Source organism: Subsaxibacter sp. CAU 1640 (assembly GCF_023156585.1).
Classification (GTDB): domain Bacteria; phylum Bacteroidota; class Bacteroidia; order Flavobacteriales; family Flavobacteriaceae; genus JBPOFM01.
In genome coordinates this window covers 59538-75831 of record NZ_JALNMI010000004.1, presented here as the reverse complement: position 1 = coordinate 75831, position 16294 = coordinate 59538, and the positions used below count along the sequence as shown (strand labels likewise).

The 16294-nt window shown below is 35.0% G+C and carries 20 protein-coding genes; 6 read left to right on the top strand and 14 right to left on the bottom strand.

All coding sequences use genetic code 11. The features are described from left to right. Positions 1-131: 131 nt before the first annotated feature. The 3 genes from M0G43_RS10215 to M0G43_RS10205 all read left to right on the top strand — a co-directional run bounded on the left by M0G43_RS10215 (position 132) and on the right by M0G43_RS10205 (position 2204). Positions 132-635, top strand: coding sequence for a hypothetical protein (locus tag M0G43_RS10215; protein ID WP_248025893.1), 504 nt, complete (start codon positions 132-134; stop codon positions 633-635). A 653-nt stretch (positions 636-1288) separates the two neighbouring features. Next, complete coding sequence (locus M0G43_RS10210; RefSeq protein WP_248025889.1) at positions 1289-1849, top strand: helix-turn-helix domain-containing protein; 561 nt, start codon at positions 1289-1291, stop codon at positions 1847-1849. 100 nt (positions 1850-1949) lie between these two features. Continuing rightward, the gene (locus M0G43_RS10205; RefSeq protein WP_248025887.1) at positions 1950-2204 is read left to right on the top strand and encodes a hypothetical protein; all 255 of its coding nucleotides are present in this window, start codon (positions 1950-1952) and stop codon (positions 2202-2204) included. Between the two features lie 209 nt (positions 2205-2413). Here M0G43_RS10205 and M0G43_RS10200 read toward each other — a convergent pair whose 3' ends face one another. After that, complete coding sequence (locus M0G43_RS10200; protein ID WP_248025885.1) at positions 2414-2623, bottom strand: hypothetical protein; 210 nt, start codon at positions 2621-2623, stop codon at positions 2414-2416. Between the two features lie 328 nt (positions 2624-2951). On the opposite strand from M0G43_RS10200, the gene M0G43_RS10195 reads away from it, so the two are divergent. Together M0G43_RS10195 and M0G43_RS10190 are read left to right on the top strand one after the other, a co-directional pair. Further along, positions 2952-3284, top strand: coding sequence for a hypothetical protein (locus M0G43_RS10195; protein WP_248025882.1), 333 nt, complete (start codon positions 2952-2954; stop codon positions 3282-3284). Between the two features lie 8 nt (positions 3285-3292). Beyond that, positions 3293-3478 carry a hypothetical protein gene (locus M0G43_RS10190; RefSeq protein ID WP_248025880.1) on the top strand — a complete coding sequence of 62 codons (186 nt, stop codon included), beginning with the start codon at positions 3293-3295 and terminating at the stop codon, positions 3476-3478. Positions 3479-3685: 207 nt separating this feature from the next. Here M0G43_RS10190 and nhaA read toward each other — a convergent pair whose 3' ends face one another. The 3 genes from nhaA to M0G43_RS10175 all read right to left on the bottom strand — a co-directional run bounded on the left by nhaA (position 3686) and on the right by M0G43_RS10175 (position 6707). After that, positions 3686-4996, bottom strand: a complete 1311-nt coding sequence (nhaA, locus tag M0G43_RS10185) for a Na+/H+ antiporter NhaA (RefSeq protein WP_248025878.1) — start codon at positions 4994-4996, stop codon at positions 3686-3688. A 258-nt stretch (positions 4997-5254) separates the two neighbouring features. Further along, entirely contained in the window at positions 5255-5896 is a 642-nt protein-coding gene (locus M0G43_RS10180; RefSeq protein WP_248025871.1) for an SMI1/KNR4 family protein, read from the bottom strand. A gap of 244 nt (positions 5897-6140) precedes the next feature. Then, the gene (locus M0G43_RS10175; RefSeq protein WP_248025869.1) at positions 6141-6707 is read right to left on the bottom strand and encodes a hypothetical protein; all 567 of its coding nucleotides are present in this window, start codon (positions 6705-6707) and stop codon (positions 6141-6143) included. A gap of 350 nt (positions 6708-7057) precedes the next feature. On the opposite strand from M0G43_RS10175, the gene M0G43_RS10170 reads away from it, so the two are divergent. After that, positions 7058-8023: an IS110 family transposase gene (locus tag M0G43_RS10170; RefSeq protein ID WP_248025867.1), complete on the top strand. Its 966-nt coding sequence runs from the start codon at positions 7058-7060 to the stop codon at positions 8021-8023. A gap of 29 nt (positions 8024-8052) precedes the next feature. On the opposite strand, the gene M0G43_RS10165 is transcribed toward M0G43_RS10170, so the two are convergent. From M0G43_RS10165 to M0G43_RS10120, 10 genes are all read right to left on the bottom strand, one after another. Further along, positions 8053-8508, bottom strand: coding sequence for a hypothetical protein (locus M0G43_RS10165; RefSeq protein ID WP_248025857.1), 456 nt, complete (start codon positions 8506-8508; stop codon positions 8053-8055). A gap of 139 nt (positions 8509-8647) precedes the next feature. Beyond that, positions 8648-9079, bottom strand: a complete 432-nt coding sequence (locus M0G43_RS10160; RefSeq protein WP_248025855.1) for a hypothetical protein — start codon at positions 9077-9079, stop codon at positions 8648-8650. A 102-nt stretch (positions 9080-9181) separates the two neighbouring features. Further along, on the bottom strand, positions 9182-9988 hold the full coding sequence (locus tag M0G43_RS10155; RefSeq protein WP_248025852.1) for a hypothetical protein: 807 nt from the start codon (positions 9986-9988) through the stop codon (positions 9182-9184). An 86-nt stretch (positions 9989-10074) separates the two neighbouring features. Next, on the bottom strand, positions 10075-10383 hold the full coding sequence (locus M0G43_RS10150; RefSeq protein ID WP_248025849.1) for a hypothetical protein: 309 nt from the start codon (positions 10381-10383) through the stop codon (positions 10075-10077). Positions 10384-10529: 146 nt separating this feature from the next. Further along, positions 10530-11963 carry an AAA family ATPase gene (locus M0G43_RS10145; RefSeq protein ID WP_248025847.1) on the bottom strand — a complete coding sequence of 478 codons (1434 nt, stop codon included), beginning with the start codon at positions 11961-11963 and terminating at the stop codon, positions 10530-10532. Between the two features lie 296 nt (positions 11964-12259). Next, the gene (locus M0G43_RS10140) at positions 12260-12667 is read right to left on the bottom strand and encodes a hypothetical protein (protein WP_248025846.1); all 408 of its coding nucleotides are present in this window, start codon (positions 12665-12667) and stop codon (positions 12260-12262) included. Positions 12668-12816: 149 nt separating this feature from the next. Beyond that, on the bottom strand, positions 12817-13386 hold the full coding sequence (locus tag M0G43_RS10135; RefSeq protein WP_248025845.1) for an SMP-30/gluconolactonase/LRE family protein: 570 nt from the start codon (positions 13384-13386) through the stop codon (positions 12817-12819). Positions 13387-13625: 239 nt separating this feature from the next. Continuing rightward, positions 13626-14510: a hypothetical protein gene (locus M0G43_RS10130; RefSeq protein ID WP_248025844.1), complete on the bottom strand. Its 885-nt coding sequence runs from the start codon at positions 14508-14510 to the stop codon at positions 13626-13628. A 367-nt stretch (positions 14511-14877) separates the two neighbouring features. Continuing rightward, positions 14878-15147 (bottom strand): hypothetical protein, encoded by a 270-nt coding sequence (locus tag M0G43_RS10125; protein WP_248025843.1) that lies wholly within the window; start codon positions 15145-15147, stop codon positions 14878-14880. Between the two features lie 75 nt (positions 15148-15222). Further along, positions 15223-16284, bottom strand: coding sequence for a T9SS type A sorting domain-containing protein (locus M0G43_RS10120; RefSeq protein WP_248025838.1), 1062 nt, complete (start codon positions 16282-16284; stop codon positions 15223-15225). Between the last annotated feature and the right edge of the window lie 10 nt (positions 16285-16294).

The following is a 16294-nucleotide window of genomic DNA, read 5'->3' as shown; positions in this document are numbered from 1 at the left end:
GCAAGCGTTAGACAGTAAGTTTGTGCTAAAATTAAACCAAAGGATTCAATTTTAACAGAATTTTGACGTTATATTTCTTCATACGAAAATGTTAAAAAAGTATTTTTGTTAAAACTTAAAAACGAAAAATTATGAAAAAACTAGTATTGATAGCAATGGCCTTTTTTGGCTTTACAGCTTTAGTATCAGCGCAAGAAATTGCAGATAATGCCATAGGTCTTCGCCTTGGAGACAGCGACGGTTTTGGTGCGGAGGTGTCGTACCAGCGTGCCGTGGGCAGCAACAACAACCGACTGGAGTTTGACCTAGGGTTTCGCAACGGAAAAAACTACGACGGGTTTAAGCTTGCCGGTCTGTACCACTGGGTTTGGAACATTGACGGCGGTTTTAACTGGTATGTAGGTCCTGGTGCCGGTCTTGCGTCTTATAGCTATAACTACCGCGTGGGCAACGACCGTTTTGATGACGATTATACCTATTTGTTCCTTGCTGGTGATATAGGTATTGAATATAATTTTGACATCCCATTGATGATTTCGTTAGATTTTAGACCAGAATTTGGACTAGGCGACAGCGATTATAGAGATGATAATCTTGATTTTGATATCGGGATAGGTATCAGATATCAATTTTAATAAAAAAACACTGTCTATACAGCTATTAAGAAGCCTCCTGAAAAGGGGGCTTTTTTTGTGGGGTTTTAAAATGATGATTGATTGGATAATAGCATTAAATACGGCAACATTCCCAATACAAAGCACCAAAACACCATCACAACGTATTTTGCAAACACTTGATAATTAAGCAGTTTGTTCACACACAAGCCCTGTGACAAAATACAAACGGATTTTGACAACGCTCACATCCATTTTGACAATTCGCACTCGCGTTTTGACATTACGTATTTGAGTTTTGACTAAAAATATTTAAATTTTGACAACACGCATTTCGATTTTCACAACCCTCACCTCGATTTTTCCAACACGCAAACGAATTTTTACAAAACACACTACAATTTTGACGAAACGCACTAGGGAAATGACTTTTTATTTTTTATTGAAGATTTTTTTTGTTTGGGGTTAATGTTTTATGGTCTGAGACTTTGCAGACCGGATTCTAGTAAGTTGCCTCATGTTAGACATGAGTAATATCCGTTTTGTCCACAATTTTTTATTGAAATTAAATGCTTTGTTAGGCAACGTTTTTATTCAAATGAGTTTTCAGTTTTAGTATTAATCATAAATTATAACCTATCTTTAGTTCAATCCTTTAATTGATTCATTTCGATATGAAAATCTATATTAAATATATGGTGAGTTTAAGATGTAAGCTTATGGTTAAAAATGAACTTGAAAAGCTTGGGCTATATCACACCAATATTGAATTAGGTATGGTTGAGACAAAAGAAGAAATTAACGAGGAACTTCTGAATGTGCTAAAATCTAATTTGGCAAAATCTGGTTTAGAACTAATGGATGATAACAAAAGTATTCTTGTAGATAGGATAAAAAATGTCATTATAGATATGATTCATTATTCTGAAGAGATTCCAAAGCTTAATAATTCAGATTACATTGCTGAAAAATTAGACTATGATTATACTTATTTATCAAATCTATTTTCTGAAGTTAAAGGCATTACAATTCAGCATTTTATAATTAAGCACAAAATAGAAAAAGCAAAAGAATTGATTCTTTATAACCAACTCAATCTTACCGAAATTGCTTATAAATTAAATTACAGTAGTGTCGCTCATTTATCCAACCAATTTAAAAAGATTACTGGTCACACTCCTTCTTACTACAAAAAAATTGGTCAAAAAAGGAAAAGTAATCTAGAAAATCTGTAAGATGTGTAATCTTATAAACTACTTGTGTAACAGACATTAAGACATAAGTCCTCATCTTTGTATTAGTAATGCAAGTAAGCAGTACGTTAAATACATAATTATGGAAACCAAGAACAAAGAAGGTGAAAGAAAGTCTAGTGAAATGTTTAAATTTAGTGGTGATTGGGACAAACAATCCAAAGCATTAAAAGAAAAGTTTCCAAAGCTTACATCAGAAGATGTAAAATTTGAGAGCGGTAAAGAATTAGATTTGATAAAACGTTTAGAGAATAAGCTTGACAAAGGCCGTGACGAAGTGGTTGGGATTTTAAAATCAAACTACACAACAGTTACAAAATCAAACCAGTCTAATTAAAACCAAAGTTTATTAAAAGAGCAGTTTATTATAATCTGCTCTTTTTTTATTAAAAATTTATAAATCAGTAATATCTGTAACTAAAGGTATTTACTATGTAACGAAATTATGGTCATTGACAACCATCTTTGTAATGCTATTAATCAATTAGGGAAGACCAAATATTAATTTATTTGGCTTTAAGAAGCAGACTTAAAAGTCTGCTTTTTTTATTCCCATTTCATGGGTTTTATTTTTCGTATAAATTTTATCTGACTTCTTCCATTTTTAGCCAAGTTTAAATGTATCGGCTTATCCTTAATAGCAAACCTAATTTTTTGAATTATTGGTTTTAAAAGAGTTTTAAGTTGTGCCTGTTTATTTGGTTTAGTACCCTTTTCTTTTAAGGTTATGGCGTCATTAATCTGTAAATGGTTCATAATATAATTTTTTTATTGTTTCTACAAAGTTGAGACTATTATTTCCATCAAGTTTACAGCCTATTAATCTATGTTTACATAATTGACTGATATCCTAACCTTGTCAAATAATCTGTGATATCTACAACTTATACTTTTGTTAATGTAACTAGCTAGCTGCTATTAGTGGTATCTTATTCACTAATCAAAAAATTTAGAATAAGATGTCAAAAGAAAATAAGGGAAAGAAAAAAAATGATAAAACACCAGCGGCAACAACAGTAAAAGAAAAAAGAGCTGCTAAAGTTTTAAAGCGGAAGTTAAAGCAAAATTCAGAATAGTGATGGGAATGAACAATGAAGATTTCGAAGAAGCAATTTCATTTAATCTTTCAAATATCCTAGGTTATAACTCAAATGATATTGTAGTTAAAAATATATTGATAAGAAATGCTGTTGTCATTCAATATCTACTTTTTGATTTTGGAAAAGTTCAAGCCTTTAAAAAGTCCCCTTTTTCTAGGTTTATGTATATAGCAGAAGGCAAAGCAGAGGTAGTCATTAATAATAACTCAACTTTTTTGCAGAAAGGTGATTCAATACTTATCCCTGGATATACAGAAAGTTCAATTGAAGCAAACCAGCCATTTAAAATGCTTTGCGTAACGGTAAAAAATGATTAAAATTTATTATGGAAAATGTATTTAAATCAGGAGACATAGTCTGCACAAAAATTAATCCAAGAAAGCCTTTAAAAGTTAGGCTTTTTGCTCGAAAAGTTTACTATTGCGACGTGTTAAATAAGCCAAACGAAAAAGAAGAAGTTTACTTTGAAAGAGAAATCGAGTTATATAATCCTCAAAGGGTTGATTTGTAATGTGAAGTTCTTAAACTTGCAAATTGTATTTCCAAATGCTGTCTAACAGTCAAGTATAAGCGTAGTATGGGTTTCAAAGCACTCTATTTTCAATTTGTACAGATTTGTATCAAAATCTCAACTGTTTAATTCCACCACTTAACCCCGCATTACGCTTATACAATGTTAGTGGCTTTGCCCTTAATTAGGTTCATTCATGCGCATCTATCATGTTTGGGCTTTTCGCAATGTTAAATAACCACCAATACCACAAAACAGAGAAGCTACAAAAATTCCTATTTTGGCTTGAAGAATATATGCCGAATCTATAAATGCAAGGTCCGTAATAAATAAGGACATGGTAAATCCAACACCTGCTAGCATAGCTGTTCCATAAATGTGTCGCCATTGAAATCCAACAGGAAGCACGGCCAATTTTAGCTTGACCAATATTTTTGAAATCGTAACAATTCCCATAAACTTTCCTAGTATAAGGCCCATTATTACCCCCAGGCTAACATTGCTAAACAAGTTTTGGGCAAAATCTCCAGAAAAAGTTATGCCTGCGTTGGCAAGTGCAAAAATTGGCATCACTACAAAAGCCACAAACGGTGCCATAGAGTGCTCTAGTCGCTGAAGGGGAGTTAACGCAGCTTTTGAATAAAACCTTATCCTATCCACAATGTGCAGCTGTTCGTAGGAGAGAAGCGAAACATTATTAGGTGTACTCCTTTCAAAATCATTGGTAAGGGCATTCATTTTTATCACAAATTTTTTGTCTTCGATCTTTACGTTTGCCGGAATAGTAAGGGCTGCCAAGATCCCTGCAACAGTGGCATGAACGCCCGAAAGTAAAAAAGCCATCCACAAACCACCAATTCCTACTATTCCATAAAAAATCACGCTGCGTACTCCTAATAAATTAGCACCAATAAGAACAACAAGAAAACCCAGTCCAAATAATAAGCTCGTCAAAGAAATGTCTGATGTATAAAAAAGGGCAATTACCAGCACTGCACCTAGGTCATCAACAATAGATAGTACTGTCAAAAATACTTTTAACGATACAGGAACTCTATCACCTAACATGTAGAGTATCCCAAGAGCAAATGCAATGTCAGTGGCCATTGGTACTCCCCATCCGGCAGAAGTTTCTCCTGATGGATTGAGCATTAAATATAATAATGCCGGAACTGCCATTCCCCCCAACCCTGCACAAATAGGTAAAACAGCATTTTTAGGTTTTGAAAGTTCACCCATCATTATTTCCTTTTTGAGCTCTAGCCCTATCACAAAAAAGAAAATAGACATAAGCCCATCATTGATCCAATGGTGTAAAGATTTAGACACTACATATTCATCAAACCCTATTGAAAAAGTGTGCTCCCAAAACTGATGATAAGCATTTTGTAAAGGAGAGTTGGCCAGAATCAGTGCTATTACGGCAGTGGCAAATAATACAATGCCACTTGTGGTTGAATTATTTATAAACCGGCTGATTGGATTTAACAAAATTTTGTCAATAGTGTCTGATCTCATGGTAGAGTTTTATTCATAGGGTGTAAATCAAAATTTCATTTTTATTGTGAATCAATTTGGTGATCAGTATTTATTCTAACGGTCTGGGCTATGGTTTAGCGTCGCTGAATCCTCGATGTGGTTGAAAATTGCCCTTGCAGTTCGCATTTAGTGCTCATGTGTGCCGTGAACCGAAGATATACAATTTGTGAGGACTTTGCTTCGCCAGTTCGCACTTCGTGCTCGTGTCGGACGCAGTCGAATCCGCCGTAATTGCGGTTATACATTGTTAGCTGTAGTTTTATTTTTTTCTATTATTTTATCAAGCCAAGATTCATACCAATCTAGAAAATAACCTTCATCAGCTATATGTGGTTTGTATTCTATTTCATCGTAAACATATATAACTTTACCTTTATCTTTTCCATTTAAAATTAAACCTTGATAGTTAGAACAACCACCATAGCCGATAATCATAATTCCAGAAAGGAGTTTATTATACAACTGATCAAATTCCTCATCTGATATTAAATCAAATTTATCCCAAGTAATACTTCTCCAATAACTTTCTGTTATATTTGAGTTGAAAAAAACTTCTTGTCTTAAAGCGTAGGATTCAGTAAATATTTCTGCGCTATCAAATAATTCAAATATTCCGTAATATGGTCCAGCAGCAGGTTTAAGATTTCCGTTCTCTTCATATTCTAAACCACCATTTCCAACTTCTAATAAAAATTGTTTGTAACCTTTTGGAAGTTCAATCCCATATTTAATTTCGAATTTCTCAACTTCTTTTTCAGTAGCTGGTTTGTTAATTTGATATTTGTGAGAACTTGCACCAAATTCTTGAAATTCTAAATCTAAAATTCTAACTTTCTCAAGCTTGATTTTTATTTTCTCGATTTGATTTAGTTCGTTCATCTTAATTACAGCTAACGGTCTCGTATAACCGTCAGTTACGGGATTAAAGATAATGTTTTTCGGTTTAGAACTGACGTTAGCAAACCTTTAGGTTCGGCGCAGCAAACTGCGAGTGGATTAGCTACGCTGAATCTCGCAAGCTCGATTTGTCTTCGCCAGTTCGCACTTCGTGCTCGTGTCGGAAAAAGTAGAATCCACCGACTAGAGCGTAGCGACTGGCGAAGCAAATTGCGGTTATACATTGTTACAAGCTGGCTTTTCTCCATTTAAACAGCATTACTCTTTTCCGATTTTCAATGTCATTAACTCGTACAGCAGTCACATCTTCAATTCGGTAAATTACTGTTCCTTCGTCTTCTCCCATTTTACCAACGCAATGAAGAATCAAGTCCGATTCAGACAGTTTGGTGATGAATCCAGAAAAATAGTCCGAGCCATTAATTTCCAAACGAGCAATTTGGTCAGTTCCTACGAGTTGTTTTAATATTCCCGTTTGCCATTCCTCGTCGTCGTTTAATTCCAATTCGAATTTTTCGTCTTTATCCAATTCCGATGAATAGTCAATCAAACATTGCATTGCTTTTGCATAATCATCGTCAAAGTCAACACTTTTTATATTTTCGATTCGCTCAACAATAATTCCGTCAGATTTTCCATATTTGGTGTAGTGTTGGATTGTAACTAATTCTTCATTATAATCTTTTACATATCCAGCCCAAAATCCGTCATCGTCATTGTATTTCCAAATTCCGATTATTTCCTTATTGTCTTTAGATTTCTTTAAAATATCAAATAATATACTTTCACTCATAGATTGGTTTAGCTTGCTTGTAACGGTTTTGGCTATGGTTTCGTTGCGGAATGGTTCGCCAGAACTATTCCGCCGTAAACCAAAGTTAGCAAATACGCAGGAATTTACGATAGGAAATTCCGCCGCAATGAACTATAGCCGTCTTAAGTTTACAAATCATTAAATTTATTAGATAATCAGAAAGAACAAAAGAGAGGAATAAGGTTACTATAGCCGTAGAACATTCAAGTTCGTCAACATTGATAATCCCCTCTCTTTTCTACTTAAATATCGTTCAGTTCTGTGAGACGTTGATCTCGATTTTAAGATGTTGATGTGTAAGTAGATTGTCCTTTCCAAATTCAGTTCTTATGAATAAAGATAAAGAAATTTACGGTATTGACATCAGCAAGAAGGTATTTGATGTCTACAGCGAGGGTTCGGGCCATTTGCAGTTTGCCAACGATGAGAAAGGGTTCAGGAAACTGTTGAAACACTTGCCAGAACACTCTCTGGTGGTCATGGAGGCGACCGGCTATTACCATTACAGGCTTGCCCAGCACCTATATGGCAAAGGTGTTGCGGTCTCGGTGGTGAACCCACTCTCGGTAAAGCGCTTCATACAGATGAAACTGGCCAAGGTAAAGACCGACAAGAGCGATGCCAAGGCTATATGTGAGTACGCACGGGTAAACCAGGTGCCCATGTACAGTGCCCTTACGGAGGTACAGGCAGAGTGCCTGCAGCTCTTCAGGCTTCTGGACAGCTATGTGAAGATGCGCACGCAGACCAAGAACAAGCTCCACGGAGAGGAGACACTTGGCATTCCCGTTAAGGCCGTGTACCGCTCGCTCAAGCGCAACCTGAAGCACCTGGACACAGAACTGGAAGGGCTGGAGTCGAGGCTGCTGGAACTGGTGAAACGCGACCAGCAACATCAGTTGACCCTGCTCAAGGGCATTCCCGGAATGGGCGTGAAAACGGCGCTGTTCCTGATAGTCATCACCGACGGGTTCAGCAAGTTCGAAAGCGCTTCGCAGCTGTGCAGCTATGTGGGCATCACGCCCACCATAAGGCAGTCCGGCAGCAGTGTAAGGGGCAAGAGCAGGATCAGCAAGGTGGGCAACAGGAAATTGCGGAACCTGTTGTTTATGTGTGCCTTTTCGGCCTGCAAGCACAACAGGGCCTGCAGGGCGATCTACGAACGGATAGTGGCAAAGGGCAAAAGTAAAAAACTGGCATTGATAGCCGTGGCAAACAAGTTGCTCAAGCAGGCCTTCGCCATTGCAAAGAGCGGATTGCCGTACGACGAAAACTTTGTGTCAAGATTAGCTTAAAAAGATTTGTTTTTTAACTCAGTTCTTTGTTAGGTGGCGTTTTTTTCTTTTAGATATTTATTTTCCAATTCAGTTATTAATTCTTTATCGCGAATTGATTCCGTTTTCCTTTTTAATTTAGTCCACGTTTTTAATCCGATGTTTGTAATATTTATCCATTCCACATCTTTAAGGATATTTTTGTCTGATAAATTCTGCTTTTCAGTCCGCTCTGTATATTTTCTAAATTCAGAGTGTAATTCCGTTACAATTTTATATTCCGATTCCGATATTATTCCATTTGCAATAAAGTCAGAATATCCATTATCTAAATCCAAATCGTCAAAATATCCGCAAACACACTCGTTATAATCTCCAATTGAATTTTCATATTCAGATTTAAGCCAAAGCCTATTTTGAAATTCCAAATGAGCAATTTCAAAAAGCGATTCTATCCATCTATCTCTTATGTTCCTTTTTGTTTCTGCGTTCATTTCAAATGACACCTAACGTGTTTGTGTATGGAAAGTTGCGTGTTTGTGTGCGAGGATTTTCCGAAAGGAAATCGGAAGCTAGCAAACGAGCAACTAACTTTGGTTTAGCTAAAACTAGCAATTTTTTTTATACGGTGTTGGCAGTAGTTTTTTATTCAAACATAAATTTCTCCATTACAAGATTCGCGTCTAATTTTTTCTCTGCAATTTTCAGTCCGCATTTGTTGTAAAAAATAGCTTTTCCGTAATCAGGTTTATTGGTTAATTGGTATTCAACTATTTTATTATTCTCAATTTTTAGTCGGTTAAAAGACTTAATTTCCCAAGCGTCTCCATGTCCAATTGATTTGGTAATTCTCTCCAGCACAATATTTGAGTCCGCGTCCAAGATTCTGTCAATAGTTTTTACCTTTTTAAGTCGAGTTTTAAAGAATAGTATTCGTTTAGGTTTTTCTTGAATTTCTGTTTTTAGATAGACTTTAGATTCCAAGCAGCCATAGTTTGAATCCAATTCATCATTATTTTGTGTAAATCCGTAAAATCCACAAATAAGAAGGGTTAATATGTTTAGTTTGAGGTTCATTTAAATTACTGACAACGTTTTGGCTCTGGTTTTGTTACGGATGAACCCGCAAGGATTTTCACTGACCAAGGCATAGCTCATATATGGTTTTAGCTAAAGTATTCATTCAAATATTATTTCAATATCTAGTTCATATTCATTAATGGTCTCTCCGTTTATTTTGTTTTTCTGTTCAAAGAATAATTCTGCGATTCCATTATCGTCTATTCTGACGTCGTCTTTTAATATTAAATCAGACTTATTTATAGCTCTAGTTTTGTACAGTTTGTATTTTAATTCGTTGTAAGGTATCCCGTTTTCAGAGGTGCATGCCACACTAAAAAGAAGATAGTAATTCGGCGCAATTTGAATAATATCTGAATTGTAATAATTAAGTTCACTCTTGATAATAGCTGTTTTGTTTTCTGCGCCCAAGTTTAATTTTTTGACCTTCACTATGAACTTATTATTGACATTGATTTTTTTAAAATTTTCAATCAGATAATTTGTATAGTTGGTATTTTTTGAATCTTCAATTACGTTTTCCAAGAAATCTTCCTTCAAAGGAATTATTATAGATACGTTAGTTAATAGATTTTCTTCCGATTCAAAATCTAAACTAGGACAAAATTTATATGTTTCCTTAATGTAAGTATCCAGTTGTTTCCAAACTGTAATTTGATTTGTTTTTTGCGAAACACTGTCTTGAGTGGTATTGACAACAGAATAGGAGGTGTTTTCTACAAATGCATCTTTAAAATCAATTGAAACTTTAATGATGTCATTTTTTGTATAGCTTTTTATAGAATCCAAATTGAGTTGAACAAACTCATAAATTTTTAAGATATTATTATCTGTATTACAATTATGAGATTGGCTGAAAGCAAAATTGTTCAAAATTATTAATGCTATAGCAAATGTTTTTTTCATATAGCAGTTTGTGTATGATTTAGTTTCTATGTATTCCGAAGATATAAAATTTGAAGGATTGAAAATCTGTGCTATTAAGATTTATTTCAATTTTTAGCTTCAGAGCAATTTTCTAATTTGGCCAGCCATTGTTTTTTGCCCTCTATGGCCCAAAGTTGGATTTTTTTGGCAATGTCTAGAAATTCTACTGCTTTATTGTACTTTTCGCGATTAGATTTGCCCTTTAGCTTTGAATATTTTGCAATGTCTTGCGTGAAGTTGATAGAGTCTTGCTCATAGCCTTTTATCAATTCGTCAAATTCTGAAATGGTGATTTTAATGCTTGCGCAGGTGTCTTGAGCATTTGCCGAATTAACAACTGCTAAAAAAATCAAAAATGCCAGTAGAGATTTCATTCTCTAATTTAAGCAATTATTTGATTGGATGGGATTTATTTTTTTTAAGGAGGGTTTTGGGGAGTTTGCAATCTTGGATTGATATTACACGGTAGGAATTGTGCGATAGCGAAGGCTTTGAAATACACACGTTGTTAGCTATAGTTTTACAATAAAAAGTCTAACTCATTCATAAATAATTTTGAAAAATCATTTGCATTAGATAATAGATTGGCAATCTTAATCGCGTATTTCGCCTTTATATTGCCAACTGAACTCGCGCTTGATGCGCCAATTTCTTTTTTATATTCGTTATATAATTGCGGATCAATATTTGAATAATACTCCTCAATAGAATGTTTGGAAAGCTGAACGAATCTCTGGCCAATTCTATTACCCAATGATAGAATTCGTTTCGATAATTTAGAATCAATGTTCGGATCCAAATGGTCTATAATAATGCAATATTTATCAAAATAATAAGGATTACATTTTATAAGAGTATTTATCTTCTCAAGCTCGTAAACGGTCTCGGCGAGATCAATTGATTTGGAAATACCTGAAGCAGATACAAACTGAATATTTTTGATAATTCCTTTATTTCTTAAATTATCTAGTATTACTTGAAGAGAGTGCTCTTCTAATATCACATAATTTTCCGGGTATCCTAAGTCAGTAATTTCAGCGCCTAACATTTGACCAACTACAAAAGCACATTGTGAACCTTCGTAACCTTCGCTCACGTCCGTCTCACTATATGTTAATTTTGAGAAGTCAATTAATAACGGCTTACCGTTTTGTAAAGGATAGACTTTTTGGTTAGCGTATCTTGCAGAGCTACTGATGATAAATGGACTATGAGTTGAAATGAAAAAAAAAGTTCTATCCCTTACCTTAATGTCTAAATTTTCATAGAGATTATTTAACATTTCTGGAATTTGTTTTTGTAATTTGGGATGAAGATTTGTTTCTGGTTCTTCAATTATTAAAATAGAAATTCTATCATTTGATTTAATCGCATCAAACCAAATTTTCAACCTTTTTTTAAAATTAAATAGGACTTTAAGACCATCGGCTAACATGTGCGGATTAATATTTCCTTTTCCAGTTTCGAAGATTAATTTTCCAGTGTCTTGGTCAAATGGATCACTTTGATTAACAAACTTTTTTGGAGTTACCTCTTCTAAATTAAATTCTTTCATGAATTCATTAAAATCATTAGTACTTTTTTGGTCATGAATGGAAATATTTTCATCAAACTTTCCATGGCCGCCTAAATTATTCGCGCCTTTTTCCTGTTCTACATTTGATACTAAATAAAAAATAAGTGGTTGTAATTCTCCTTGATGCTCAACTCTGTTTGGATTTTTTTCATTCCATATCAAATTTTGAATTTTACCGTTAATTATAAGCTCAACTTTACTTACAGAACTAAAAAAATGTTTTGAATTACTACCATCCATTAAAAATGAAATTGCATTCAAAACACTAGTTTTACCACTACTATTTTCACCAGTAAAATAATTGATAAAAGCAAAATTTGTGAATTGTATTTCGTCATAAATTCGTTTGAATTTCTTAATGGTAAGTTTGGACTTCATAAATTATAGCTAATTAGTTTATTATTCACTGTAACACTTCCAATGAAACAACCATATTGAAATGCTATGCGCTATTCTATTAAAATTACTAGGGAGAGTATCTCAAACATACCAAATATTTCAACCACTCCTACACCACCCTTTTACAAAACCGACAAAAGGAGTGTTTATTCGTTAAAAAGAAAAAATGAAACCAATGAAGAAATTAGCCTCGTAAAATCTTCGGTTCAGTTGCAGATAAAAACCTCAAGGATTTTCCATGTATGGACTGACCAAGCCATAGCTTATATACGGTGTTACCTGCTGTTTTTATTTTCTACAAACCAATACTCTTTATTCAATTCATATTGATTCAGAATCTCTCTTTTTGATTCAAGCATTGTCCATTCAAATTTAGACGGATTTTTGTCAGTCAAAATCAACTCATAAGTTTTTCCGACTTTAAATTGTTTGTTGCTTTTTGAATTTGGACAAGTAAAAATAATAGGTATTGTTTTGTCTATATATTCCGAATCAGAAAATTCAATTATCTCAAATTCAAGAACCGTAGCCCAAGCCGAAATTCCGCACAGAGGTGTAAGTCCGTCAAAACCGTTTATTAATTTGCCTTTCAGTATATACTTGGTTTCCTTTTTAGAATCCGATTGAAAATTTTGCGTCAATCCGCAAAGAAGTATAGTTAATATGATTATTCCGCTTTTCATTCAATTGCAGGTAACGTGTTTGTGCATGATTTCGTTGCGTTAAATTAGAGAAAAGATATGGAAAAAAGAAACAAATTAAGGGAAGGCGAGGATTTTCCAGAGGAAAAATCCGAAGCAATGAATTATACACGGTGTTACCCAACGTTTTTTTATTCAAAATAAAGTTCTCCTTCGTAGAATTTTTTAGCGAAATCTAAATCAATTAATTCAATATGTTCAATTTCGAAATCAGGTAGTTCAATTCCTCTGGAAGCACAATCCCAACATTCCGCTTGCAATTTCTGTGGAACATGAATTATTAAACCATCGAAAGGAGTTCTGTCAATCCAATCAGTATCCAAGTTATATCCTAAACTTTTGTCCTTTTTTAATGCTTCTTTAACTGAACTTCCAATTCCGACTCCAATATCTAATTTGCCTTTATAACCTTTACCACAAATTATAGAGCTTAATTTTCCAGTAAACAAATCTATATCAAAGTGAATCTCATTATTTCTGGTGTTAACACTTAAGTAAAAGTAATTTTCGTCAAGTTTAAAATTCAATCCGTTTGGTATTTCTTTTTCAAAATATGAGTAAGTCCAATTTTGTTCAAAGTCCTTAATATTTTGATTAAAGTTAAAACCTCCAAGTCCAAAATATGGTTTTATTTCAGCGAGTAAATCAGGTTTTAGAAACTCAAGTACTTCAGTATTTTCAATTCTTTTTCGGGCTTTCATTCAAATGTTGGGTAACTTGTTATATCTGCACTAAAATAGTGTTTTTAACCTTTCATTGTCGGGATATCTGCACTTTTTGGTGTTGTTTTTAGGGTTTTGTTATTCGCCAGTGAGCCTGAACGCCAAATTAAATTCAGCAAGACAAAAAAACAAAAAAACCACAACCCTTTTTAAAGAGCTGTGGTTTCAATTTCAACTTCAATTTAATCCTCCCCCTTTGGGGAAGTTAGAGGGGGCTTTTACTCCTCAATCCTTCTAAACTCCAATCCTTTAATAGACTTAAACTCCGCACTCGTTGTACCATACACCGCCTTCGCCGAAGCTTTCGCCGTTTGAAAACGATCTACCAGTCCTACGGTTTCCTCATTAAAACATTTGTTGCGCTCACGTCTTGCAGCAGTCAGTTCCGCTTGGCTCACTTCCGCATTCTCAAGGGCTTCTAGCATTTCTGTAGCACGTAATTTTAAAGCGGCCAACTGCAATTCAGCAACCACAGGGTTATAGCTCGGTACAGTGCTCACTAGCGTTATCAGCTCATTAAAATGTTCCAGTTGGTTTACAAACGTCGTTTGGCACGCACTGATGTGTTTTTCATCAGTCTCATTAGGGTCAATGGCAATAATACGTTTCCCACGCATCTTTAAGATGATATGGTTGGCACGCACTATGGTAGTGCTTGGCGCACCACTCGCCTTCAACTCATTTAAAACTCGCGTTCCAAACGCATCAATGTTATTAAAAAGCATAAAACGCACCTTCAAAAGGTTACCGTGCATTACAACTTTATCATTCACATTGGTTACCAACTCTCCTGCCAGTACAACTATCGCTAGCAGACTCTCCAACACTATCAACGCATTATTGGACAACCATTGTGGTACAAAGGTGGCAATATTCGCATTAAACTTTTTACCATTGTCCACCGTAGCCGCAATGCTGCGGTCTTTCTTTGCAGACTTAATAGGTTGTTCATCATTCTCGCCTAGGCGTGTTGCAGGTCGTTTTTCAGCAGCATTGTTCCGTTCTGCTATAGCAGCCAACGCAGCTTCATTAGTAATATTAATTCCTTGTTTGATGTCCTCGAAAGAGGTTTCTGTTGCTTCTGATGTTTTTTTGGTTTTCATCTTTTTTAGATTTAGGTTAATTTTTTAAACCGGTTTTTCGTGGTCCGATTTTTTGGTAAATATAGCGAGTTGGGAAATACGAAAAACATCGGATAAAGTGCAGATATATCCGATTATATGCAAATTATGACGATAAAGTGTATCAAAAATGATGACAAACCCCACGACAGGATTGAAGAATCTGCCTGTTGAAGCATCTTCAGTTCCTTAAAATATAATCGTTGAAATGCTTAAAAATTTAACATTTGTAGTGTCATTTTTCCCAGTAAGATACCTTTTTAAGGGCGAAATTGATGGAAAAAGGCAGGGTTGGAAAGAGGGAAAAACGCGAGGAAGTGGTTTTTAGTGGATAGTTGATGGTTGATAGTTAATAATGGGGAACGTATTTTAAAAATTCGATACCTCCTATTCGCCCATCTTTTAAAACATCTAAAACAATAGTTCCTTCTGTAGAATGTGATAGTTCTATATTCTCATCAAAATCATCGGAGGTAAATTTTATAAACGATATATAGGCTTGCTTCACCCTATGTTGTGGTTCAGTCGCTTTCAATTGCTCAATCCAATCCGTTCTTTCAGACTCTTGTTTTTGAATCAATTCTATCAACCATTCCATTTTAAAAAATCCGTCTTTCATAGCTGTTAATATATGAGCGATAGTAAAGAGTATCGCTATTGTGGATAGGAATCTATTTGAATAGCTTCACAAATTCTACTTCTTTACTATTTTAAAGGTCTGTGCTTTGAGTGAGGCACCCTTTAGTCTTAAATAATAAATGCCTGCCGAGAGCTGATTGATATCGAGTGTACCATTTCTATCTAGGAGACCTTGCTTTACCTTGGTGCCAAGGGTATTTACAATGTCATAGTTGCAACTTTCTGTCAATCCCATTAACTGAACTATATCGTCTGTAGGGTTGGGATACACTTTGGTTGCCATAAAAGGTTGCGATTCTTCTACACTTAATAGGGTTGGCAAATCTTCAATTTTATAGATACTGTTACCTGTACCGCCTGCCACATAAAGATCATCACCAATGACCAGGAAATTTACTGTGTTGCCCACAGTGGGTGTCATAAAAAATTCTACCTGCGATGCACCATTCTCCACATCTAGTGTTACAATCTTTGGTATCAAAGACATGCCAATAAATAATTTCTGATCATAAATGGCTAGAGCATAAACGTTACCTTCTAGATTAGAAATTACGACTTCTTCCACTGGATTGGCATCTGTGACATTAAACTTTGATACCCTATTAGAATAGGCAAAATAAAGTTCGTCACCATCTAAAGCAAATGCCAATGTGCGAGAGGTTAAGCCACTTATCACTGTGGTAAGCACAGGTGTACTGGCCGTAACATCTAGTCTATGGATGCTGGTTTCGCCCGATACATATAAATAATTACCCACCAAAAACAAGGCACGCGGTGGGTAGACAGGCATTATTTGTTGAGGTGTGGGTGTTGCATCATTAATATTGAATTTTGATAGATAATTTGTTGCGTAGTACAACTCATCTCCTACCATTGCCACAGCGCGAGGGTAAGTGAGACCTGTTATCAATTGTGCGGCTACAGGGCTAGCGTCTGTAAGATTTATTTTTGATATGGAACCCATACTCGCTGTGGTGTGATGTTCGCAGATGAACAGTTCATCACCATTCACAGCAATACCCAAAGGGTTATTTAAGCCATTGATGATGACATTTTCTTGACTTATGCCTTTTACAACACACAAACATAGCGCAACTAGAGTTGATAGATTTCTCATAAGGTATCTT